The sequence below is a fragment of the Providencia sp. JUb39 genome (assembly GCF_012272845.1).
GTDB lineage: Bacteria > Pseudomonadota > Gammaproteobacteria > Enterobacterales > Enterobacteriaceae > Providencia > Providencia lanzhouensis.
Window position 1 is genome coordinate 3,398,929 of the sequence record NZ_JAAWXD020000001.1, and the last position, 22,706, is coordinate 3,421,634.

Here is a 22,706-nt window from a genome sequence, read left to right on the forward strand (position 1 = left end):
GAAAAGGGCTTTAACCAAGCCCTTGAATTATTGTTATTTTTACTCTGTATCCACAGAATCAACATCAATACGTTCAATGTTATGTAAACCACGCGGTAACGATGTTCCTTTACGTCCACGCTCTGCACGGTATTTCTGTAAGTCTTCTGATTTAAATTTCAGTTTACGCTTACCAAAATAGAGTGTGATCGAGGCTTGAGGTGGGATCACCATTAACCAAACCAGTAAGTCTTCACCACTTGCGGCTTGCGCCCCTGTGATGTTAATAATTTTATTCCCCTTCCCTTTGGATAATTGTGGGAGGTCAGACACAGGGAATAATAACATGCGACCGGCTTTCGTGATGGCTAATAACAAATCTTCTTTTTCGTTATTTAGCTCAATCGGCGCCATGACTTTTGCATTTTCAGGTAATGACATCAACGCTTTACCGGTTTTATTCTTCGTCACCAAATCATTAAAGGTGCAAATAAAACCATAACCCGCATCAGACGCCATTAAGTATTTCTGCTCTTCAGGCGCCATCAGGACATGCTCAATCGTTGCGCCCGGTGGAAGTGTTAATTTCCCTGTTAACGGCTCGCCTTGGCTACGTGCAGAAGGTAATTCCAGCGGGTCGACAGAATAACTACGCCCTGTGGTATCAAGGAATACCGCCGCTTGATTAGACTTACCACGGGCGGCGCCTTTAAAGCTATCCCCCGCTTTGTAGCTCAGATTACTTGGCTCGATATCATGCCCTTTCGCACTACGCACCCAGCCCATGTCAGACAAGACGACAGTAATCGGCTCCGAAGGCAGAATTTCATGCTCACTAAGTGCTTTGGCTTCTTCGCGCTCTTGCAGCGGCGAACGACGATCATCACCATAGGCTTTAGCATCTGCCTGAATCTCTTTCTTAATCAAGGTATTCAAACGAGCTTCTGAGCCTAAAATAGCTTGTAACTCATCGCGCTCTTTGGCTAATTCATCCTGTTCACCGCGAATTTTCATCTCTTCAAGTTTCGCTAAGTGACGCAGTTTTAATTCTAAAATCGCTTCGGCTTGGGTATCGCTAATATTAAAGCGCGACATTAAGACGGCTTTTGGCTCATCTTCATTACGAATGATTTCAATGACTTCATCGATATTCAAATAAGCGATGAGTAAACCATCCAAAATATGTAGGCGTCTTAATACTTTTTCTAAACGGTGGTTTAAGCGATTGCGTACTGTTTGACGACGATACGTGATCCACTCGGTGAGGATCTCAACCAATCCTTTCACTGCCGGACGGTTATCTAAGCCAATCATGTTTAAGTTAACACGGTAGCTTCTTTCAAGATCTGTCGTTGCAAACAAGTGGGTCATCACTTGATCAAGATCCACGCGGTTGCTGCGCGGAACGATCACTAAACGCGTTGGGTTTTCATGATCTGATTCATCACGCAGATCTTCGACCATTGGCAGCTTTTTCGCGCGCATCTGGTTTGCAATCTGCTCAAGGATTTTAGCGCCGGAAACTTGATGAGGCAGCGCTGTGATTACCGCATTACCATCTTCTTTTTCCCATACCGCACGCATACGCACTGAGCCACGACCGTTTTGGTAAACCTTACGGATATCTTCCGGTGAAGAGATAATTTCAGCTTCCGTTGGGTAATCAGGACCCGGAATAAACTGCATAATCTCATCAAGATTTAACTTTGGTTTTTCCAGTAGTGCCACCAGCGCACTTGCCACTTCGCGCGCATTGTGTGGTGGAATATCGGTCGCCATACCCACGGCGATCCCCGTGGTACCATTTAATAAAATATTTGGCAGACGGGCAGGCAACATTTTCGGCTCATTTAATGTACCGTCAAAGTTAGGTACCCAATCAACGGTACCGTGACCTAATTCGCTGAGCAGAACTTCTGCATATTTTGATAAGCGAGACTCGGTATAACGCATCGCAGCGAAGGATTTCGGATCATCTGGAGCCCCCCAGTTTCCTTGACCGTCAACCAAAGGATAACGGTAGGAGAATGGCTGCGCCATCAACACCATCGCTTCATAACAGGCGCTATCACCGTGCGGATGATATTTACCTAATACATCACCGACGGTTCTGGCTGATTTCTTATATTTTGCCGTGTTGCTCAGCCCCAATTCGGACATGGCATACACAATTCGGCGCTGAACAGGTTTAAGTCCATCGCCGATAAATGGCAACGCTCTATCCATGATGACGTACATCGAGTAGTTCAGATAGGCGTTTTCAGTAAAGGCATGAAGCGGTAAACGCTCCACACCGTCATGAGTAATTTCACTCATTCAATACGTTCCTTACTCTTATTCATCCGATTATGATCAGACCTCAATTTCTGCCGTATCGCCTTTTTCTTGCAGCCAGTTACGACGATCTTCCGAGCGTTTTTTAGCCAGAAGCATGTCCATCTTCGACATAGTTTCTGTGTAATTATCATCATCGATAGTTAACTGAACGAGGCGGCGAGTATTTGGATCTAACGTCGTTTCACGCAATTGTGGCGGGTTCATTTCACCCAGTCCTTTAAAGCGCTGGACGTTTGGTTTGCCTTTTTTACGGCTTAATCTTTCCAATACCGCATTTTTTTCACTTTCGTCTAATGCGTAGTAAGTCTCTTTGCCTAAATCGATACGATACAGTGGCGGCATTGCCATATAGACATGCCCCTCTTTGACCAATTTAGGGAAATGGCGCACAAACAAGGCGCACAGCAATGTGGCAATGTGCAGTCCATCGGAGTCCGCATCCGCGAGGATACAGACTTTCCCATATCGTAGCTGAGAAATATCTTCGCTATCAGGATCCATACCAATCGCGACAGAAATATCGTGAACTTCTTGAGAGGCTAAAACCTCATCAGAAGAGACTTCCCACGTATTGAGGATCTTACCGCGCAGCGGCATGATGGCTTGATATTCACGATCACGAGCTTGTTTCGCCGATCCACCTGCCGAGTCCCCTTCCACTAAGAACAGTTCTGTCATGGAGAGATCTTGAGAGCTACAATCCGCTAATTTACCCGGCAATGCTGGGCCACTCGTGAGTTTCTTACGCACCACTTTTTTCGCCGCACGTAGGCGACGCTGGGCGCTAGAAATCGCCATTTCAGCCAATTGCTCAGCAACTTGAACATTCTGGTTTAGCCATAAGCTAAAGGCATCTTTCACCACACCAGAAACAAAAGCTGCACATTGACGGGAAGAAAGACGCTCTTTCGTCTGCCCTGCAAATTGCGGATCTTGCATTTTCACAGATAAAACATAGGCGCAGCGATCCCAAATATCATCCGCAGATAGCTTCACTCCGCGCGGCAAAATATTACGAAATTCACAGAATTCACGCATCGCATCGAGTAAGCCTTGGCGTAACCCATTAACGTGAGTACCGCCCTGCGCTGTTGGGATCAAGTTAACGTAGCTTTCCGTCAGTAGCTCACCACCTTCGGGCAACCATAATAGCGCCCATTGAGCGGCTTCAACTTCAGCAGAGAATTCACCCGTAAATGGCTTGGCAGGCAGCGCTTCAAAACCATCTACCGATTCCATTAAGTAGTCGGTTAACCCATCGCTATAGCACCAGCTTTGCTCAGTTTCATTGAGCAGATCCTTAAACGTAATTTGTACGCCAGGGCATAAAACAGCTTTTGCTTTTAAGTTATGAGTTAAGCGCGAAACGGAGAAACGCGGGCTATCAAAATAGCTTTCATCTGGCCAAAAATGGACACTGGTTCCTGTGTTGCGTTTGCCACAAGTACCAATGACTTGTAAATCTTCGACTTTTTCGCCATTTTCAAACGCAATTTGATAAACCTGGCCATCACGGCGCACGGTGACTTCAATACGCTTTGATAACGCATTGACCACGGAGATACCAACACCGTGCAAACCACCCGAAAATTGATAGTTTTTATTGGAGAATTTTCCCCCAGCATGCAGTTGCCCTAAAATCAGCTCAACCGCGGAGACTTTCATTTCTGGGTGGATATCAACAGGCATACCACGCCCATCATCAATCACTTCAAGGGATTGATCGGGGTATAAAATCACTTGGATGTGTCCGGCATGTCCAGCTAAGGCTTCATCGACACTGTTATCAATTACTTCTTGAGCCAAATGGTTCGGTCGGCTGGTGTCGGTATACATGCCAGGACGACGGCGAACAGGCTCCAAACCACTGAGAACTTCAATGTCCTCTGCGTTATAACTAGATTGAGTCATGTTGTCATTCTGCGGTAATAGATGATTAATTGAACTATACCCTAAATAATTCAAGAAGATTGGGTATATTCAATCAGTGAATTACTGTTGATAATAACAGTGTATTGGCGTTTTCGCACTATTTCTCTGCGTTATCAACCAGAGACAAAAAGCGAATGATCTGCGGGAAATAGCGTTCAAACCCAACAAATGCATGATCCCCATCCGGTTCCACCGTTTGCTTACACTCTGAAAGATAGGCAACGGCTTGACGATAATCAAGTACCTCATCCCCCATTTGCTGCAATAACCAAAGTAAGTTTGGTGAACGTATCTTTTCGAGATGCAAAGCCTTCAATTCATGCATATGTTTGGGTTCTAACACATACGTTTCATGGGTATATGGATTGGTATTTTCCCCAAGATAATCGCTGAGCAAATCAAACGGACGTACCGCTGGGTTCACTAATACTGCGGGAATTTGGTAGCGCTCAGAAAAATAAATGGAAAAATAACCACCCAATGAAGAACCCACTAAACCGATTTTTTCATGCTGATGTTCAGCAAGAATATCATCGAGTAATTTTGTCGCTTGCTGCGGAAAATTAGGCAATTGCGGAACAATCATATTGATCTGAGGATAATGCACTGCCAACCACTGTTTAAGATTATTTGCTTTCTCAGACAGTGGAGAGCTATTGAATCCATGAATATACAGTAATGTTGCCATTAGTAACCATCTGAATCAAAATCAGGACTAAATTCCTGAGTATTTAAACGATAAACTTGGGTTTCAATTACTTTTTCCCCTTGCTCATTCACCGTTAATTCTAGATAGCGCCAGCCTGGAGCAACCGTATCTAAAGCAAAGTTGGTACAGTGTGGCTTGAACTGTACACAGGTCGATGGCGTTGCTAACAGGCGGATGCCGTGCCAGTTTTCATCCATCTCTTGGTGAATATGCCCGCATAGCATCGCTTTCACATTGGGGTAGCTTTTAAGATAGTCCGCCAAAATATGTGAATTTCGTAAACTGTGCTGATCTAGCCAAGTACAGCCAGAAGGTAATGGATGATGATGCAGCATAATCAGTGTCGTGCGTGTCGGCTGCTCGTCTAAACACTGCTTCATCCATTCCAGTTGCTGCTCAGAAAGCTCGCCATGAGCAACATCTTGTAATTGGCTATCTAGCATTAAAATTTGCCAGTCATCACCAATAAAGACCTGCTTCGCACTCGAAATACCGGCAATTTTTAAGGTACCTACCATCGCAGGAGGATAATCGTGATTTCCAGGTAGCCAAACACAAGGTGCAGGAATGCGTTCAATCCCAGCCGCAAAATGTTGATAGGCTTTAGGTGATTGGTCTTGAACGAGATCCCCTGTGGCGACGATTAAATCGACAGGTAAGTTTTGTTCTGCAATCGCATCAAGTACCGCCTGATAGCTTCGGTAAGTATTGATCCCTAAAAGGGTGTTTTCCGTATCAGCAAAAAGATGCGTATCAGTAACTTGTAAGATTCTAATAACTTTAGGGTTATTAGCAGTCACTTTAAGCTGGCTGTCCAAAGTATTCCTTTATCCTTAAAAATAGCGCTAAGTATTATCACCTAAACCATCAAGTACATAGGTCACTGATTTTAACCTAACTATCCATTCAATATCTGCTAATCAGCACACACTTCACTAGATTAATGGTTATTTAAATCAGTTTCACCCATTTTTCTTGCAGCTTTTGGTGATTCAGTTGTAGCCATTGAATGGCTATCACGGTTGCCGCATTATCAATTTTGCCCTCTTCAACCCATTGATAAGCTTGCTCTCGGCTCACGACATGCACTCGGATATCTTCATTTTCTGAGGCTAAGCCATGAATGCCTTTTGCCAACGAGCTATCGACCTCTCCAACAAAAACATGAATCCGCTCGCTGGTGCCACCAGGGCTTGATAAATAGCTAATCGATTTTTCTATGCGTCCAATAGTGAGACCCGCTTCTTCCGTTGATTCGCGACGAACCACCTCTTCAGGGGATTCGTTGTCTTCAATCATTCCCGCCACTATCTCTAACAACCATGGCGTTTCGCTTGATTCAAAAGCAGGGAATCGAATTTGCTCGATTAATACGACATTATCGGTTTGTGGATCATAAGGCAGTATTGCCCCCGCATGCCCCCTTTCAAACACTTCGCGAACAATTTCTTTGCTCCAGCCCCCCTCAAATAATCGATGTTTAAATCGATATTCAATCATTTGAAAAAAACCGTTAAATAATTTACGCTTAGATATAATTTCAATATCATTTTTACTGTATTTAATCGGATTTTCGATTTTATTATTCATTGATAGTCTCCTAATCCTTTCATTTTTATACTAACAAAGATGAAAGGATTAAATCAGTTTTTAAGGTTTTTTAACCTTAGATGAGGTAATGTTTAAACAAATTGAGACTAAATGGCACAAAAGGCTACCGTTTTCCGTGCCACACCTCTGTTACAATGTGCGCCATTATTCAAATTTATGAGCAACAATAGGGTCTGTTTTGAGAACGGTCTCTCTTTTCAGAGTTCCAACAGCCTATCATCGTCCTTAACATGATAAGTTTTAGACAACAGGCTCCATATAATTTGCTGTTTAATCAAGGAATCAAAATGAAGAAACTGCTTCCCCTTTTTATTGCGATGAGTTTTGTGGGTCTCAGTGCTAATAGTTACGCAGAAGATTTACTTCAGGTTTACCAAAAATCCAAAGAGAGTAACCCGGAACTCAGAAAATCATTTGCTGAGCGTAATCAAGCTTTTGAGAAAATCAATGAAGCACGTAGCCCGCTGTTACCGCAATTAGGCTTAGGCGCTGGAGCAACCTATGGCAGCGGTTACCGTGATGCTAGCAACACAGAAAGCACAGGTCTTAATGCATCATTGAAATTGACCCAGATTGTATTTGATATGTCAAAATGGCGTCAGTTGGATCTTCAAGAAAAAACCGCAGGAATTTCTGATGTTACCTATCAGACAAGCCAGCAACAGCTTATTTTAGATACCGCAACGGCTTATTTTAACGTATTGAAAGCCATTGATGCGTTATCTTACATCCAAGCCAACAAAGAAGCGGTTTACCGCCAGTTAGACCAAACAACGCAACGTTTTAACGTCGGTTTAGTCGCAATCACTGACGTGCAAAACGCCCGTGCAAATTACGATAGCGTGATTGCACAAGAAGTCGCGGGTCGCAATGATTTAGTTAACGCGGTTGAAAAACTTCGCCAAGTCAGCGGTGTATACTACAGCCAGTTAGCGTCTTTAAATATCGACCGCTTCAAAACTGCTAATCCAGACGATGTTGAATCTATCTTAAAAGAAGCCGAACAACGTAACCTGAGCTTACTGAGCGCCCGCTTAGCGCAAGACGTTTCTCGTGAAAACATCCGTTTAGCAGAAACTGGTCATATGCCAACTGTAGGCTTAGATGCATCAACTAGCGTAGCAAATACTTATAACCACGGTAGCGGTTACGATCGTACCGGTGGCGCAAATAACAGCTACAATGGTCAAAACAGTATTGGTTTAACATTAAGCCTGCCACTATATTCAGGTGGAATGGTTAGTTCACAAGTTGAACAAGCACAATATGGTTTCCAAAGTGCGAGTGAACAGCTGGAAAGCGTTTACCGTAACGTCATCCAATTGGTCCGTTCATCGTATAACAACGTGACATCATCAATCAGTAGCATCAACGCTTATAAACAAGTTGTTGTTTCAGCACAGAGCTCATTAGATGCAATGGAAGCTGGCTACCAAGTGGGAACTCGTACTATCGTTGACGTGTTAACAGCAACAACTGCGCTGTATCAAGCGAAGCAAAACCTGTCTAACGCCCGTTACGATTATATGATCAACCAACTGAATATCGAATTTGCGCGTGGTACGTTAAACGAAGATGATATTGCTCGTTTAAATGCTAGCTTAGGTAAAGAGATCCAAACTTCACCTGACAGCATTATTCGCAACTCAACTGCACCAAAAATTAAATAATCATTTAATTTAGTCGATGAAAATAGCTCGTCCAAATGGCGGGCTATTTTTTTAGCTCTATCATCTAAGTGCTTATTTTAAAATAACGCGAATTTGTCTGTTTCCTAAATAATGAATAACTTACCGTATTATTTATTCATCTAACTCTTAAAATTCAGTCAATTCTGACTGAGGTTAATTGCAACCATAGTCAAAAAATAGTCATAATTAATTTATTGATATCAAAGAAAAATAGGAATTACTTGGCATTAGATTTCACCAACAATATGCAAAAATGGAATCAATTTCGCTAAATCCATCATTTCCCATTATTTGTGCAGCATTTGTACTTTAATTTTTATCCTATATCCCCTATTCTAAGAGCAACATCTCGAACCTCTTACTTATTATTTATTCAAGGTAATTACCATGACCATGAAGCGTACCAAAAATATTAATCAGAACGCCTTCCGTAAGTCTTGGCGCTCATATCGTTTAGCTCCTGTCGCTGTAGCGGTCAGTGCTGTATTTATGCTGTCTGCGTGTGAAGAGAGCGATGAAACTGTGTCTCTGTACACTAACGCGCAAGACTGTAGCCAAGCCAACCCATCTCAAGCAGACCAATGCACCCTTGCGTATAACAACGCATTGAATGAAGCTGCTAAAACAGCGCCAAAATACGCAACTCAAGAAGATTGCGTAGCGGAATTTGGTGAAGCAATGTGTACTCAGGCTCCAGCTCAAGCAGGTATCGCAGGTACAAGCACACCAGCAGCCGGCGAGCCAGCTGCTCAATCACAAAGCAGTGGCAGCATGTGGATGCCATTAATGATGGGCTACATGATGGGTCGTATGATGGGCGGTAGCGCACCATCTCAACCGCTATTTAGCTCTAAAAACCCAGCAAGCCCAGCAAATGGTAAATTTGTTGATGCAACGGGTAAAAGTTATGGTCCAGCCGTTGCTGGCGGTCGTTCAATGAGCGTACCAAAAACTGCGATGGCACCAAAACCTGCCACCACCTCCACCATTACTCGTGGCGGCTTCGGTGACACAGTCAACAAACAAGCGACTGCGCAGCGTTCATCTTCGTCCGCGAAATCCAGCTCATCCTCTTCCCGTTCAATGGGTGGTTGATAAGTAATGAAACGTGTTCCTATTGTAGAGCGTCCTAACTGGCGCGAAAAAGCGGATGAGTTTGGTTTTCACTTTCACACCATGTACGGCGAGCCATACTGGTCTGAAGATGCCTATTACCAATTCACGCTAGCGCAAGTTGAAGAAATTGAAGAAGCCACCGCTGAAATTCACCAAATGTGTTTAAAAGTGGTTGAGCGCGTTGTTGAAAGCGATGAATTACTCGCTCGCTTCCAAATTCCTAAACACTGTTGGGAATTTGTCCGTAGTTCGTGGAAAAGTGAGCAACCTTCATTATATTCCCGCCTAGACTTAGCTTACGATGGCGTAAATCCACCTAAGCTACTGGAAAATAATGCGGATACACCAACATCACTGTATGAGTCAGCGTTCTTCCAATGGATTTGGTTAGAAGACCAAATCGAAGCTGGAAAACTGCCAGAAAATGCTGACCAGTTTAACAGCATCCAAGAACAGCTGATTGAGCGTTTTGGTGAGCTGAAAGATCAATATGGTTTCCGCTTGCTACATATGGCTTGCTGCCAAGATACCGAAGAAGATCGTGGCACAGTCCAATATCTGCAAGACTGTGCGAATGAAGCTGGCGTAGCGACCGAATTCCTGTATATAGATGAAATCGGGCTGGGTGAAAAAGGTGAATTCACCGATACACAAGATCAGGTCATTAGTAACCTGTTCAAACTGTATCCATGGGAATTTATGCTCAGAGAAATCTTCTCAACCAAGCTGCAAGATGCGGGTGTACGTTGGTTAGAGCCAGCATGGAAAAGTATTATTTCCAACAAAGCGTTGCTGCCAATGTTATGGGAAATGTTCCCTGATCATCCAAACTTGTTACCAGCCTACTTTGCGGATGGTAACAAACCAGAGCTTGAAAGCTATGTGATTAAACCGCTATTTTCTCGTGAAGGTGCGAATATTCGCGTCATCGAAAATGGTAAAGAAATCGCTTCTGCAGATGGTCCTTATGGTGAAGAAGGGATGATTATCCAGCAATTCCACTCACTGCCAAAATTTGAAGGCAGCTATACATTAGTGGGCAGCTGGTTAGTTAACGACCAACCTGCGGGTATCTGTATTCGTGAAGATAAAGAACTGATTACTCAGGATTTATCTCGTTTCTACCCACATATTATTATCGACTAATATTTCGTAGTTTGATAAAAATAGGGTATCTGATAAAAAGAAAGCGGCAACGAGCTATTTCGTGCCGCTTTCTTATTTTTTATACTCAGTATTAACCAACTTTAAAGCATTAATCGATTCGAAAATATTAGCCAATTTGCACTGACAACATACTCAGCGATGCAGAAACAATGCCTTCCACAGGCGTAGTTATCCCTTCTTCACCATCCCAAGTTCCTAAAATAGGTAAAATAGGTAAAAAGTGTTCCGGAGATGGATTCGATAATTTACCATCTTCACGATCTAACCCTTTTGTAAGTGGATGCGGCTGCTCGTGACTGCGTAAATTGTCATACACGAACTGCTCAAAAGAGGTTGCCCAAGGATAAGGTGCTGCATTAGCATTTTGCCAATCCATCGCTCTTAAATTATGAACCACGTTACCGCTGCCCATAATCAATACCCCTTCATTTCGTAATGTCGCCAGCTTTTTCCCCAGCTCATAATGCCAAGCCGCCGGTTTCGACCCATCAATACTGAGCTGAATAACAGGGATATCCGCTTGAGGATACATACGGACTAAAATTTCCCATGTACCGTGATCAAGCCCCCACTCCTCTTTATCTTGATAAATTGGTTCTGGAGACAGTAATTCAGCCACCTGTTTAGCCAGTTCTGGAGAGCCCGGTGCTGGATACTCTATTTGGTATAAAGCTTCAGGGAAACCACCAAAATCATGGATAGTTTTCGGTTTAACCATCGCGGTGATCGCCGTTCCACGGGTATACCAGTGTGCTGAGATCACCAAAATCGCACGCGGTCTAGGCAAGGTTTTGCCCAGTTTTTCCCATGCTTCAGTGTATGAATTATGGTTAATCGCGTTCATCGGACTACCATGACCGATAAATACCGCAGGCATTCGATGGGTTAAGTGTTGGTTATTTGTCGACATGATGACCTCAATTCCACAAAAAGGATAATGAGTATCAGCATACCCTTTTTTAGAAAAAACACAGTGGGGGAATTATGAGAATGATCATCAAAAAATTTGAAGAGGCCACAAAGGTGTGCAACTTTGTGGCCGATGACTCTATAAGCAAAACGTTTTAAAAACCTAGCAAATTAGCTGGCTTTTTTTTCCAACTGAAGGCGGTAGTTCACTAAGTCTTCGATAGTCACAACGGTCATGTTGTGCTCACGAGCAAACTTCACCACATCTGGCGCACGCGCCATGCTGCCATCATCGTTGGTTAACTCACACAGTACTCCAGCGGGTTTGAAACCTGCCAGTACAGCTAAGTCGATTGTCGCTTCCGTATGACCACGGCGAGTTAATACCCCACCCTCACGAGCGCGCAGAGGGAATACGTGACCTGGACGGTTAATGTCCGCAGGTACCGCGTTATCCGCAATTGCGGTTTTAATCGTTGTGATACGGTCAGCCGCAGAAACGCCTGTTGTTACGCCTTTTGCCGCTTCGATAGTGACAGTAAAACCAGTTTGGTTTTGGCTGGTATTTTTCTCCACCATCATCGGAATATCAAGCTGCTTACGGCGTTCTTCCGTAATACACAGGCACACAATGCCGCTGCTATAGCGAATGGTCATTGCCATTTGCTCGGTGGTCATGGTTTCTGCTGCAAACACTAAGTCACCTTCATTCTCACGATCTTCATCATCGAGAACTAAGATACCTTTGCCTTGGCGCAGGGCTTCAATTGCATTTTCAACACGCTCGGTTGGATTACCGAATTCGGAAAGTAGCGTCTGATTCATGGTAAAAACCTTCTTAAATTAACAATATTTGAGTTACCAGAACCAGGGCAGTCTTAGGAGTACGAGAAATGAATAAACACAACGACTTAACAGCCGTTTTGCCATTCAATATGTAGAACAATGTTGCACCCAATAGGTACAAACATGCAGATACAGTGATTCTCTCCCATCCGGACTATAACCGTCGGCTCCAGATTCACACTGGATCTGCTGACCTTTCCTATCCATGACAATAATGCCAAAGATAACAAAGCGCTCGCGGGCTTCATGCGCGATGCATGTTACCGCCGGTGGGGACTTTCACCCCGCCCTGAGATTACGCAATCAATATAACTCCAATAATTCAATGGTGCAACGAACAAACGATAAACTGGAAACTTACTCACACTTTTCGCCAATAAAAACAAGATGAAGCAGTGTGTTTCCATAATAATAGAAGAAGGTGGTTTATTCATAACGCCGCAGGTATTACACTACCCCACATTATTTATTGTGAAACTGACGCTATCTTAAAGCTGACGTTATATTGAAACTGAAGGACCCGCGAATGCTCGATCCGAAAAAAATTGAACAAGTTGCCCGCCAAATTCAAGGTGCATTACCAAAAGGCGTGCGTGACTTAGGTGAAGACTTTGATAAAAAGCTTCGTTCACTGCTGCAATCTCAGCTTGGTAAATTAGATTTAGTCAGCCGTGAAGAGTTTGATATTCAAACACAAGTTTTGCTGCGCACTCGCGAAAAACTGATGAAAATGGAGCAGCGTGTCAGCGCACTTGAAGCTCGTTTTTCAGATGAAAAAGTGATTGAAGAAAAACAAGAAGATTGATTCAAAAATTACAGTGCTCTGAATGTTTTAATTAAATTTCAGGGCACGTTTACCTTGCAAATATCTTTTTACTTCAAAATAAGCTCACGTTCTAATAATTGAACAATATATTGATTTTTAGATAAATTATTAGCGGTTGCTATTGCATCTAGACGTGGCTCCAAATGGCTGGGATAGCGCAAAGTAAAAGACCTAATCGTCTCTTGGTCTTTAAAGGGTTTAATTCCCTCTTCCTGACAAGTCAATACATATTCCCCCAGTGAAATTTTCGCTTCTTGTATTAGTCCCTCGATACTATCTGAGACAAAATCACAATAGCCCGTTACATCTAAAAACTTACCTCTAAATGCTTTAATTTCAGATTCATAAGCGACAGACGCAGGATGCCCGTCGATTATCATGACATTGCTTCCTTTAATCATATTTCACTCCAATTACATTCTCAAACCACTCACGTAAGCCACTAATAGCACCTTTATCCATTACATTACCTGGATGGGGTTCATGCGTCTGAAACAAAGAGTAGAACAAAATAAATTTTCGCCGTGAACCATTACCATTTTTAACTTTTCCACCTAAATTACAAATTAGGCTTAAGACATCATCCCATTTAATTCCAGATTTGGGCGGTATAGTGAGTATATCCACCATTGTCTTACGGTGCTTAGAAGACAGTTCCATCATTTTTATCATCATCTATCCTATGACATCCAATCTAGTGGTTATAGAATAAATGATGATAGAGTGACGTCAATCATTGACGTCACAATAAGCTAACATTTAAGACAAACTATCACAAACAAAAAAGCCTAACTTCTGTACGCATTTAAATGCAGACAAAAAGCTAGGCTTTTACTGAAACCAAATAATGTTTAATTATTTGGTTTTCATAATATTTTTGATGATATTAGTGGTTGAAATGCCATCTTCGAAATTCAGAACCATCACTTGCCCACCAGCAGCCCACACTTCCTTACTACCGGCAATCTCATCTGGCTGATAATCACCACCTTTTACTAAAATGTCAGGCAGAATTTCGGAGATCAAACGCTGAGGTGTATCTTCCTCGAATGGCACAACCCAATCCACGGCACCTAATGCGCCCAACACAATCATACGCTGGTCTAATGGATTAACTGGGCGAGTTTCGCCTTTCAAGCGACGAGTCGATGCATCACTGTTTACCGCAACAATCAGGCGATCACCCAATTTACGTGCATTTGCCAAATAGGAAACATGTCCTGCATGCAGAATATCGAAACAGCCATTGGTCATCACCACACGCTCACCGCGAGCACGCGCATCGGCGACAGCTTGCTTAAGCTGGCTTTCGGTCATTACGCCGAAACCATTTTCTGCGCGACCACGGATCGCATTTTCTAATTCAATAGGGGAAACCGTTGAAGTCCCTAATTTACCAACTACAACACCCGCCGCTGCATTCGCTAATGCACAAGCTTCATGCAATGGACGACCTGATGCAATTGATGCCGCCAATACGCCAATGACCGTATCGCCAGCCCCTGTCACATCAAAGACTTCCTGTGCTTCAGTCGGTAAATGTAGAGGTGCCTCATTGCGGCGGATCAAGCTCATCCCTTGCTCTGAGCGAGTAATCAACAGTGCTGATAACTCTAAAGACTCAAGAAGCTGCATCCCTTTTTCTTCAACATCTTTATTATCTTTGCAGCGACCCACTATCGCTTCAAATTCAGACATATTTGGCGTTAACAGGGTCGCTCCGCGATAACGTTCGAAGTTGTTGCCTTTCGGGTCGATAAGAACAGGTACGCCTGCTTTATTCGCCAGCGCAATCATCTTCTCAACTTCGGTTAATGCACCTTTCGCATAGTCAGACAGCACTAACGCGCCAATGTGTGGCAGAGCTTGCTCGATGCGCTCTAACATTGGCTGTGCATCCACATTCTCGAACCCTTCTTCGAAATCGAGGCGGATCAACTGCTGATTACGGGATAAAACACGTAACTTAGTAATGGTTGGGTGGGTTGGAATGGCCACAAAATCACAGCGGACATTTACGCCATTCAGGTTCTCAGTCAGCGCTTTTGCTGCATCATCAATCCCTGTTAAACCCACTAAGCGAGAATTTGCACCGAGTGACGCAATGTTCATTGCCACGTTTGCAGCGCCACCTGGGCGCTCTTCCACCATGGTCACTTTAACAACCGGAACCGGCGCTTCAGGTGAAATACGATTCGTAGGTCCATGCCAGTAGCGATCTAACATGACATCACCAACAACCAATACACCTGCTTGCTTATAATCAGGAAGGGTTACTTTCATCCCGCACTCCAGTTATGAAAAGAAAATCTGAAATTAATTGCCGCTAATACTAGCATACTGCGCGATATCGCCTAAATAATTTGCTAGCTAATCAATTACTCAAGCCATTTTTTCCAGCTAGATAGCACCAAGGCTCGTTGAGTCGCAAATTGCTGGCTATCCACCCGGCTTGGTAAAGATTGTAGCGCTAAATGATGTAGCTCGTTACGCATCGTGACATACGCTTGTGTTAAGCCATACGCCTCTTCTTCTGGCATAAAATCATACTGTGCCATTAACTCAAAAATACGCACATTATCAGACCAGCGAGTCAGCACTGGGTTATCAATAGCAAAACGCAGCACTAAGTATTGAGCAATAAATTCAATGTCAGTGATCCCGCCCGGATCAGCTTTTAAATCAAACTCGTTTTCCTGATGGCTTCCCAAATGCCGATGCATTTTCAGACGCATATCTCGTACCTGCTCACGCAGCACATCTGGCTCTCTCGGCAAACATAAGGTTTCATGACGAATTTGCGTGAATTTTTGTTGCAACGAACTGTCACCAAACACCATGCGAGCACGGATCAGAGCTTGATGCTCCCATGTCCACGCATCATTTTTTTGGTAGTCATCGAAAGATTGAATTGTGCTGACCAACATGCCCGATTCACCAGAAGGTCTTAGGCGCGCATCCACTTCGTACAATACCCCTGAAGCCGTGCGGGTGCTAAAAAGATGAATAATACGCTGCGCAACACGCAGGTAAAATTGGCGAGCCTCGATGGAACGCTCCCCTGTTGTCACCGCATTCATCGGGCAGTCAAACAGAAAAACCAAATCCAAATCTGAGCTATAACCCAACTCCCAGCCGCCTAATTTTCCATAACCCAGTACCGCAAATCCGTACTGTTTTTCATCAAACGGCGCTAAGTGATCCGGCTCACCATAGCGCTTGACCATCATTTGCCATGCTTGGCGTACCACCGCATCAATAATCGCTTCAGCCAAATACGTTAAGTGGTCACTCACTTTCATCACAGGGAGTACCCCAGAGATATCCTCCGCGGCAATGCGTAATAATTGTGCCTGTTTAAATTGGCGGAGTGCTTCTAATAGCTGCTCTTCGTCATCTTCAGGTACACGCATTAAATATTGGCGTAATTCATCACGGTAAGCGGTGAGCGGTAATGGCTGATACAAGGATTGCGGGTCGAGTAATTCATCCAACAAAAGTGGATGGCGGGCTAACTGCTCGGCAATCATTGGTGAAGCCGCACACAAACGAATAACGTGGGTCAGCACTTCATCAAATTCGAGCATAAGCTCTAAATAAGTTGTTCGGCTAACAATGCTCAGCAGTAATGGCGTGATGCGCTCAATCACTCGCCCTGCATCTTCGCGCTCACCCACTTTTGCCAACAATTTTGGCATTAATTCATCAAGAACATCACGACCACGCGGGCCAATAGTGCGCTTATTAAGATCATGGCGGAACAGGTTAATTCCGTGGATCATTTTTTCTGCGACGAGTTCATCTTTTGACGGTAAATAACTTGCCAGCTCCTCTTTGGAAAGCTCGCTTTGCCAGAGCGTAATATACGCTTCATGGCACTCTTCTACTTGGTCTTCCTCGTCATCGCTACCAATTTGTTCTGCGAAGATTTGGTGTACCGTTGCCATTTTCGTACTCAGTTGCTGATAAAAATCAGCCCAGTTTGCAAACCCCATCCCCCACGCTAAACGCGCCTGGTTTAAAGCATCATCGGGTAATGTTTGGGTTTGTTGGTCATCGATACTTTGCAGTAAATTCTCTAACCGACGCAGGAAGATATAGCTGTCTTGCAGTTGAGTGACTTGCTGCGCAGGCAATAATGCAAGTTCTTCAATGCCTTGTAATGCGGTAAATAAAGATTGTGACTGTAACGCAGGTTCTCGCCCACCTCGGATCAGCTGAAAAACTTGGGAGATAAACTCAATTTCACGAATGCCTCCCGCGCCTAATTTGATGTTGTTGACCAATCCACGACGGCGAACTTCCCGCTCAATCATGTTTTTCATATTACGTAGGGATTGGATGACGCTGAAATCAATATATCGACGGTAGACAAACGGGCGCAATAATTTACGCAACGTATCCGCATAATGAACGCTGTCAGGTCCCATGATACGGGCTTTGACCATAGCATAGCGTTCCCAGTCACGCCCCTGTTCTTGGTAGTAATCTTCCAAAGCAGAAAAACTGAAGACCAATGGACCGCTATCGCCAAATGGACGTAAACGCATATCAACGCGATACACGAAACCGTGAATGGTGACTTGGTCAAGAACGCGGATAAGCTTCTGCCCTAAGCGCGTAAAAAACTGCGCGTTATCCAGCTCTTTACGCCCACCTTGAGTAATCCCATTTTCGGGATAAGCAAAAATCAGGTCGATATCAGAAGAAAAATTTAATTCCCTGCCTCCCAGTTTCCCCATCCCAAGTACTAATAGTGGCTGCGGATTTCCCGCACGATCACACGGCGTTCCCCACAAGAGGCAATAGGTTTTGTATAGCCAGTCTCGCGCTGCAACAATCAATACCTCAGCCAGTTCGCTCAGTTGCACAATGGTATCGCGCTGAGTACATAATTCTAAGGTTTGCATCCAAGCGATACGCACTAACATATGATGACGAAAAGTGCGTAAAACTTGCATCAAATGGTCTTCATCCGTCACCGATGCTAGCGCTTCTTCCAGCCATTCCCCATAGCGAGTCCATTCATCGCCTACCGGCGGTAGTGTTCGAATATGCTGTAAAAATCGGGAATGGGCGAGAACCTGTTTCAACGCAAAATCACTGAATGCGAGAAAATTCAGTTCAGATTCATTTAACGGAAGCAACTCAGAAGATTGCTCCGTAAACTGCTGAATAATACGCTGGTGTTGGTTCTGCAAAAGCTTGGAAGAAAGCGGCATAGATTCAGTACCTATTCGACATCGGTATATGTTAAGGCGGTTAACCACTGAATAAAGGCTAATTTGCATTTTAGCCATTGGCTACTGTAACAAAAACCTTCTGCGCTGACCGTCTCGTCAGTCACATCCAAACGTAATTGTTCCAGAGGGAGATCATGAACAAAATGCGGTGCAGAGTTTTGGTAATGCACTAAGAAAGCCTGAACAAAGCGTAAGAATTCACTGAGCCCATGACGCGCGTGTTCACCATCCGCTAGCCAATACTGTTCATGCTGCTGGCAAAGTTGCTGCATGTGCAATAGTGATTTTTCAATCGGTTGTTCTTCATAATCAAACACAGACTCAGGACGGACTAAAGGTACTGGCTCATTCGCCAGTAATGAGTAGCCTCGCGCCGCTTTACTCAGGGAGGATAGATTCAAGCCATCGATATCTGCGAATTTCTTCGCTAAATTCAGTACATCCGCCACAAAGCCTTGTTTTAGTTCCAGTTCAAATTCTTGAATCGGTAAATCTTTCGCACCTGCAGAGACTTCCCCTTGATCGAAAACAATTTCAATTTCACTATCTTCGAATTTCACCAACCATGTTTCACGAGTGAAATTGGTGCTAAACAAAACTTCCAACTCATCCTCGAGTTGCGCAATATCCGTTCCTTCTGGCCAGATTTCTGCTGGAAATGCCGCGAGATTGATTTCAGGGGAATCAATTTCCACGTTGAACTCTGGACGCTGGTGTAATCCGCTAATCACTTGCCCAGCCGTTTTCATCGTCATCTCATAACGACCATCACAGCCCCGAATGCGCAATCCCATATCCCATTGACGTAGCTGTCTTTGTGCCGTATCAAAATAGATATTAGTCAGCTTGCGAGGAGCAGAATGTTGCGGCGAAAGCGTCGAAATACACTGGCGAACAGCATCAATAGCAGAACTCTGAGCCGCTAACTTGAGTTCAACTTCTATGTGGTTCATACATTTCCTTATTTAATAATTTTACTGCATCCATATTACCCCAATCCCTGAGAGCAGAGAAAAGAAACCGCACGGAAACCAAAAATTCTACAAACATAAATTCTCTTAGAGGGTTGTTTCAATAAAATGCTTAAAAATTGTATTATCCAGTGACTTAGGAAGGTTCTCATTCTCATTCAACATTTACACAACTCTATGCTTTAACGTTTGCACCAATAGGCTTTACTTATTAGTATTTAATTAATAAGACACTCATTCACCGTGAAAAGATAAAAACACTATGCGAAAAATTCCACTTTTACTTGTTTCAATCATGGGGTTAGGCCTTTCAATCACAGCAAACGCTGAAACGCGCTACGTTTCTGAAGATTTATCGACTTATGTCCGTAGTGGTCCGGGCACCAACTACCGCATTGTTGGCTCGCTAAACGCAGGTGAATCCGTTGAACTAATTTCAGTGGATAATAAATTTGCTCAGATTAAAGATGGCAAAGGTCGCACCGTTTGGTTACCAACGGATCAGCTCAGCGACATCCCAAGTATGAAAAGCCGAATTCCACAGTTAGAAGCTGAAAATCAAAAGCTTCGTCAACAGTTAGATAACATTGATAATACTTGGAATACCCGCACCGCGGACATGCAGCAAAAAGTGGCTGATAATGATAGCGAAGTGCGTCAACTTAAAGCAGAAAATGAAAAACTGAAAAACGAGCTTATCAAAGCGGGTAAAAAGTTAGACATTGCTGAAGTGAATCTGGATGATCGCCGTCGTGAGTTAATTTTACAGTGGTTTATGTATGGTGGTGGTGTGGCGGGTGCTGGATTAATTTTAGGGTTACTTCTACCTCACATTATTCCACGCCGTAAAAAACGTAATGATGGTTGGATGTAAGAGAGCCTAAATGAAAGTTTATCTCGTCGGTGGAGCGGTACGTGACAAATTACTTGGATTACCCATCTCGGATAGAGATTATGTGGTGGTGGGTACCACGCCAGAGGCGATGCTAGCCCAAGGCTTTCAACAGGTAGGCAAAGATTTTCCTGTCTTTTTACATCCGAAGACTCACGAAGAGTACGCCCTTGCCAGAACTGAACGAAAAATCGGTTCTGGCTATACCGGATTTAGCTGTTATAGTGCGCCAGACGTCACCATCGAGGATGACTTACTGCGCCGAGATTTGACCATCAACGCCATCGCGCAAAGCGATACAGGAGAGCTGGTCGACCCTCATCATGGTGTGCGTGATCTCAAAAATCGCGTTCTGCGCCATGTCTCTGATGCTTTTTTGGAAGACCCATTGCGCGTATTGCGTGTGGCACGTTTTGCCGCTCGCTATTATGAACAAGGCTTTCGAATTGCCCCAGAAACTATGGCGTTGATGCAATCCATGTCGGAATCGGGAGAGCTATCCCATCTCACCCCTGAGCGTGTCTGGACAGAAACGCACAAAGCATTGATGTCCAATTCACCGCAAGTTTACTTTGAGGCTTTACGCGAATGCGGCGCACTTGCCGTCCTATTCCCTGAAATTGATAATCTATTCGGCGTACCAGCCCCGGAGAAATGGCATCCAGAAGTGGACACTGGGATCCATATTTTGATGGTAATGCGCGTGGTGGCAACATTATCGAAAGATATTGATGTGCGTTTTGCTGCGTTATGTCATGACTTAGGTAAAGGTCTTACGCCAAAAGCGGTCTGGCCGAGTCATCCTCAACATGGGGAAGCAGGGATCCCCCTGATCATCGATTTATGCGAGCGATACAGGATCCCAACCAGCACCAAAGATCTCGCCTGCCTTGCTGCAAAATATCACGATATGATTCATGTGATTAACAAGCTCAGCGCTGCCGATATTGTTGGGATCTTTGATGGATTAGATAGCTGGCGTAAACCTGAGCGTATTTTTCAGCTTAGTTTAGTGAGTGAAGCTGATGCCAGAGGTCGCGGCGGGTTAGAAAACCAAGCCTATCCTCAAGGAATATTTTTACGCCAATCCTATGAGATAGCCAAAGCGGTTGCCGTAAAATCGATTATTGAACAAGGCTTCCAAGGCGCACGAATCCGAGAAGAGCTGACTAAGCAGCGTGTTCAAGCTGTTGAAGAGTGGCTAAAAATACAAAAAGTGATGATTTAAAATAGCTGAAAATATTGGCGGCACATAGACCGCCAACATTCACGAGACAATCCCCATTAGCTGGTTTTTGTACCGCGTTCAATCAACACGCCCATATTGGTCGCTCGGGCTACTGCCCCCGGCTTAGATACTCGGATACGCACCCAAGGCGTTAAAAATTCATTCAGTAGAAGTTGAGCAACCTCTTCCGCAACTCGCTCAACTAATCCAAACTTGTTCTGTTCTAAATAGCTAACAACGCGTTCGCTGACATCGGCATAATTCAAACATAATTCAACATTATCGCTCATCGCGGCCTGTTTATTGTCCCATCCCATTTCGATATCGAGCAAAAGTTTTTGTTCAATACCTTGTTCCCAGTCATATACACCAATGGTGGTGATGACTGATAATTGTTCAATAAATACGATATCCATCACGTCATTTTCTCGTTTATGTGCTGAATTGATACCACTTCAGGAAAAATGTGCGTATTATCCAAGACTGAAGTGAATTACATATAAATAGCCTAAACCGTTTTTGGAGTTAGTTATGAGTGCTATCGCGCTTGGCATGATAATCTTCGCCTATCTTTGCGGATCAATATCGAGTGCTATTTTGATCTGCCGTCTGGCAAGATTACCCGACCCACGTCAACACGGCTCTGGTAACCCCGGTGCAACTAACGTCTTACGCGTCGGTGGTAAAGCCGCCGCTGCCTCAGTACTGATCTGTGACGTACTGAAAGGGATGATCCCTGTATGGCTTGCTTATTATTTAAATGTGCAACCATTCTATCTTGGCTTGGTCGCGATTGCAGCCTGCCTTGGGCATATTTATCCGGTTTTCTTCCACTTTAAAGGTGGAAAAGGCGTTGCTACCGCATTTGGATCCATCGCAGCAATCGGCTGGGATCTTTCAGGACTCGTGGCAGGCACTTGGCTGCTCACCGTATTGCTCAGTGGCTATTCGTCCCTTGGGGCGATTGTCAGCGCACTAATGGCACCATTTTATGTGTGGTGGTTTAAGCCTGAATTCACCTTCCCGGTTGCTATGCTGTCGTGCTTAGTGCTTGTTCGCCATCATGGCAATATTCAGCGTCTATGGCGCGGGCAAGAAAGCCGAATTTGGCAAAAATTGAAGAATAAAAAGAAAAAAACCACTAAAGAAATAGCTCAAGAGCAACGTGACGATAACGACGATTAACGCTCTTCACGAAATAAGTTATTACTTTGATAAGCAATAAGGGCTGAATTTCAGCCTTTTTTTA

20 protein-coding genes and 1 riboswitch are annotated in these 22,706 nt (G+C 44.0%); of the genes, 7 read left to right on the plus strand and 13 right to left on the minus strand.

Annotation, left to right across the window (positions count from 1 at the left end):
• Nucleotides 1–39: 39 nt before the first annotated feature.
• From parC to nudF, 5 genes are all read right to left on the minus strand, one after another.
• Nucleotides 40–2,295, minus strand: coding sequence for a DNA topoisomerase IV subunit A (gene parC / locus HFU86_RS15790; protein ID WP_108478476.1), 2,256 nt, complete (start codon nucleotides 2,293–2,295; stop codon nucleotides 40–42).
• A gap of 36 nt (nucleotides 2,296–2,331) precedes the next feature.
• Entirely contained in the window at nucleotides 2,332–4,227 is a 1,896-nt protein-coding gene (gene parE / locus HFU86_RS15795) for a DNA topoisomerase IV subunit B (protein WP_036956276.1), read from the minus strand.
• Between the two features lie 118 nt (nucleotides 4,228–4,345).
• Nucleotides 4,346–4,936: an esterase YqiA gene (yqiA, locus tag HFU86_RS15800; protein ID WP_132496539.1), complete on the minus strand. Its 591-nt coding sequence runs from the start codon at nucleotides 4,934–4,936 to the stop codon at nucleotides 4,346–4,348.
• The gene (cpdA, locus tag HFU86_RS15805; protein WP_132496540.1) at nucleotides 4,936–5,775 is read right to left on the minus strand and encodes a 3',5'-cyclic-AMP phosphodiesterase; all 840 of its coding nucleotides are present in this window, start codon (nucleotides 5,773–5,775) and stop codon (nucleotides 4,936–4,938) included. Before cpdA ends, yqiA begins: the two co-directional genes overlap by 1 nt.
• 133 nt (nucleotides 5,776–5,908) lie before the next feature.
• The gene (gene nudF / locus HFU86_RS15810) at nucleotides 5,909–6,547 is read right to left on the minus strand and encodes an ADP-ribose diphosphatase (protein WP_132496541.1); all 639 of its coding nucleotides are present in this window, start codon (nucleotides 6,545–6,547) and stop codon (nucleotides 5,909–5,911) included.
• 308 nt (nucleotides 6,548–6,855) lie between these two features.
• Here nudF and tolC point away from each other — a divergent pair, with 308 nt between their 5' ends.
• The 3 genes from tolC (at nucleotide 6,856) to HFU86_RS15825 (ending at nucleotide 10,521) form a co-directional block, all read left to right on the plus strand.
• Nucleotides 6,856–8,238, plus strand: coding sequence for an outer membrane channel protein TolC (gene tolC / locus HFU86_RS15815; protein ID WP_132496542.1), 1,383 nt, complete (start codon nucleotides 6,856–6,858; stop codon nucleotides 8,236–8,238).
• Nucleotides 8,239–8,646: 408 nt separating this feature from the next.
• Complete coding sequence (locus HFU86_RS15820; RefSeq protein WP_108478472.1) at nucleotides 8,647–9,354, plus strand: DUF1190 family protein; 708 nt, start codon at nucleotides 8,647–8,649, stop codon at nucleotides 9,352–9,354.
• Nucleotides 9,355–9,360: 6 nt separating this feature from the next.
• The gene (locus HFU86_RS15825; RefSeq protein ID WP_036956269.1) at nucleotides 9,361–10,521 is read left to right on the plus strand and encodes a glutathionylspermidine synthase family protein; all 1,161 of its coding nucleotides are present in this window, start codon (nucleotides 9,361–9,363) and stop codon (nucleotides 10,519–10,521) included.
• A 127-nt stretch (nucleotides 10,522–10,648) separates the two neighbouring features.
• Here HFU86_RS15825 and ygiD read toward each other — a convergent pair whose 3' ends face one another.
• Complete coding sequence (ygiD, locus tag HFU86_RS15830; RefSeq protein WP_108478471.1) at nucleotides 10,649–11,452, minus strand: 4,5-DOPA dioxygenase extradiol; 804 nt, start codon at nucleotides 11,450–11,452, stop codon at nucleotides 10,649–10,651.
• Nucleotides 11,453–11,622: 170 nt separating this feature from the next.
• Entirely contained in the window at nucleotides 11,623–12,276 is a 654-nt protein-coding gene (gene ribB / locus HFU86_RS15835) for a 3,4-dihydroxy-2-butanone-4-phosphate synthase (RefSeq protein WP_036956267.1), read from the minus strand.
• Nucleotides 12,277–12,430: 154 nt separating this feature from the next.
• A riboswitch (FMN riboswitch) is annotated at nucleotides 12,431–12,598 on the minus strand.
• 225 nt (nucleotides 12,599–12,823) lie between these two features.
• Between ribB and ubiK the strand changes: the two genes are divergently transcribed.
• Nucleotides 12,824–13,102 carry a ubiquinone biosynthesis accessory factor UbiK gene (gene ubiK / locus HFU86_RS15840; RefSeq protein ID WP_006662951.1) on the plus strand — a complete coding sequence of 93 codons (279 nt, stop codon included), beginning with the start codon at nucleotides 12,824–12,826 and terminating at the stop codon, nucleotides 13,100–13,102.
• 68 nt (nucleotides 13,103–13,170) lie between these two features.
• Here the strand turns inward: ubiK and HFU86_RS15845 are convergent, their stop codons facing one another.
• The 5 genes from HFU86_RS15845 to HFU86_RS15865 form a co-directional block, all read right to left on the minus strand.
• Nucleotides 13,171–13,524 carry a type II toxin-antitoxin system HicB family antitoxin gene (locus HFU86_RS15845; protein WP_132496544.1) on the minus strand — a complete coding sequence of 118 codons (354 nt, stop codon included), beginning with the start codon at nucleotides 13,522–13,524 and terminating at the stop codon, nucleotides 13,171–13,173.
• A complete protein-coding gene (locus HFU86_RS15850) occupies nucleotides 13,517–13,795 on the minus strand; it encodes a type II toxin-antitoxin system HicA family toxin (protein ID WP_132496545.1) in 279 nt (92 codons plus the stop codon). The genes HFU86_RS15845 and HFU86_RS15850 overlap by 8 nt, the downstream gene beginning before the upstream one ends.
• Before the next feature lie 183 nt (nucleotides 13,796–13,978).
• Nucleotides 13,979–15,406, minus strand: a complete 1,428-nt coding sequence (gene hldE, locus HFU86_RS15855; protein ID WP_036956264.1) for a bifunctional D-glycero-beta-D-manno-heptose-7-phosphate kinase/D-glycero-beta-D-manno-heptose 1-phosphate adenylyltransferase HldE — start codon at nucleotides 15,404–15,406, stop codon at nucleotides 13,979–13,981.
• A 95-nt stretch (nucleotides 15,407–15,501) separates the two neighbouring features.
• Nucleotides 15,502–18,345 carry a bifunctional [glutamate--ammonia ligase]-adenylyl-L-tyrosine phosphorylase/[glutamate--ammonia-ligase] adenylyltransferase gene (glnE, locus tag HFU86_RS15860; RefSeq protein WP_187129640.1) on the minus strand — a complete coding sequence of 948 codons (2,844 nt, stop codon included), beginning with the start codon at nucleotides 18,343–18,345 and terminating at the stop codon, nucleotides 15,502–15,504.
• A gap of 11 nt (nucleotides 18,346–18,356) precedes the next feature.
• Entirely contained in the window at nucleotides 18,357–19,319 is a 963-nt protein-coding gene (locus HFU86_RS15865) for a CYTH domain-containing protein (RefSeq protein WP_036956262.1), read from the minus strand.
• Nucleotides 19,320–19,599: 280 nt separating this feature from the next.
• On the opposite strand from HFU86_RS15865, the gene HFU86_RS15870 reads away from it, so the two are divergent.
• A complete protein-coding gene (locus tag HFU86_RS15870; protein WP_036956260.1) occupies nucleotides 19,600–20,211 on the plus strand; it encodes a TIGR04211 family SH3 domain-containing protein in 612 nt (203 codons plus the stop codon).
• 10 nt (nucleotides 20,212–20,221) lie between these two features.
• Nucleotides 20,222–21,457 (plus strand): multifunctional CCA addition/repair protein, encoded by a 1,236-nt coding sequence (locus HFU86_RS15875; RefSeq protein ID WP_132496547.1) that lies wholly within the window; start codon nucleotides 20,222–20,224, stop codon nucleotides 21,455–21,457.
• Nucleotides 21,458–21,513: 56 nt separating this feature from the next.
• Here the strand turns inward: HFU86_RS15875 and folB are convergent, their stop codons facing one another.
• On the minus strand, nucleotides 21,514–21,873 hold the full coding sequence (gene folB / locus HFU86_RS15880) for a bifunctional dihydroneopterin aldolase/7,8-dihydroneopterin epimerase (protein WP_132496656.1): 360 nt from the start codon (nucleotides 21,871–21,873) through the stop codon (nucleotides 21,514–21,516).
• 115 nt (nucleotides 21,874–21,988) lie between these two features.
• Between folB and plsY the strand changes: the two genes are divergently transcribed.
• Nucleotides 21,989–22,642: a glycerol-3-phosphate 1-O-acyltransferase PlsY gene (plsY, locus tag HFU86_RS15885; protein WP_187129641.1), complete on the plus strand. Its 654-nt coding sequence runs from the start codon at nucleotides 21,989–21,991 to the stop codon at nucleotides 22,640–22,642.
• Nucleotides 22,643–22,706 lie beyond the last annotated feature (64 nt).

What these genes read in the sequence shown, in the direction of transcription:
- parC (WP_108478476.1), bottom strand. Translation starts at nt 2,295, where the DNA reads ATGAGTGAAATTACTCATGACGGTGTGGAGCGTTTACCGCTTCATGCC.
- parE (WP_036956276.1), bottom strand. Translation starts at nt 4,227, where the DNA reads ATGACTCAATCTAGTTATAACGCAGAGGACATTGAAGTTCTCAGTGGT.
- yqiA (WP_132496539.1), bottom strand. Translation starts at nt 4,936, where the DNA reads ATGGCAACATTACTGTATATTCATGGATTCAATAGCTCTCCACTGTCT.
- nudF (WP_132496541.1), bottom strand. Translation starts at nt 6,547, where the DNA reads ATGAATAATAAAATCGAAAATCCGATTAAATACAGTAAAAATGATATT.
- tolC (WP_132496542.1), top strand. Translation starts at nt 6,856, where the DNA reads ATGAAGAAACTGCTTCCCCTTTTTATTGCGATGAGTTTTGTGGGTCTC.
- HFU86_RS15820 (WP_108478472.1), top strand. Translation starts at nt 8,647, where the DNA reads ATGACCATGAAGCGTACCAAAAATATTAATCAGAACGCCTTCCGTAAG.
- HFU86_RS15825 (WP_036956269.1), top strand. Translation starts at nt 9,361, where the DNA reads ATGAAACGTGTTCCTATTGTAGAGCGTCCTAACTGGCGCGAAAAAGCG.
- ygiD (WP_108478471.1), bottom strand. Translation starts at nt 11,452, where the DNA reads ATGTCGACAAATAACCAACACTTAACCCATCGAATGCCTGCGGTATTT.
- ribB (WP_036956267.1), bottom strand. Translation starts at nt 12,276, where the DNA reads ATGAATCAGACGCTACTTTCCGAATTCGGTAATCCAACCGAGCGTGTT.
- ubiK (WP_006662951.1), top strand. Translation starts at nt 12,824, where the DNA reads ATGCTCGATCCGAAAAAAATTGAACAAGTTGCCCGCCAAATTCAAGGT.
- HFU86_RS15845 (WP_132496544.1), bottom strand. Translation starts at nt 13,524, where the DNA reads ATGATTAAAGGAAGCAATGTCATGATAATCGACGGGCATCCTGCGTCT.
- HFU86_RS15850 (WP_132496545.1), bottom strand. Translation starts at nt 13,795, where the DNA reads ATGATAAAAATGATGGAACTGTCTTCTAAGCACCGTAAGACAATGGTG.
- hldE (WP_036956264.1), bottom strand. Translation starts at nt 15,406, where the DNA reads ATGAAAGTAACCCTTCCTGATTATAAGCAAGCAGGTGTATTGGTTGTT.
- glnE (WP_187129640.1), bottom strand. Translation starts at nt 18,345, where the DNA reads ATGCCGCTTTCTTCCAAGCTTTTGCAGAACCAACACCAGCGTATTATT.
- HFU86_RS15865 (WP_036956262.1), bottom strand. Translation starts at nt 19,319, where the DNA reads ATGAACCACATAGAAGTTGAACTCAAGTTAGCGGCTCAGAGTTCTGCT.
- HFU86_RS15870 (WP_036956260.1), top strand. Translation starts at nt 19,600, where the DNA reads ATGCGAAAAATTCCACTTTTACTTGTTTCAATCATGGGGTTAGGCCTT.
- HFU86_RS15875 (WP_132496547.1), top strand. Translation starts at nt 20,222, where the DNA reads ATGAAAGTTTATCTCGTCGGTGGAGCGGTACGTGACAAATTACTTGGA.
- folB (WP_132496656.1), bottom strand. Translation starts at nt 21,873, where the DNA reads ATGGATATCGTATTTATTGAACAATTATCAGTCATCACCACCATTGGT.
- plsY (WP_187129641.1), top strand. Translation starts at nt 21,989, where the DNA reads ATGAGTGCTATCGCGCTTGGCATGATAATCTTCGCCTATCTTTGCGGA.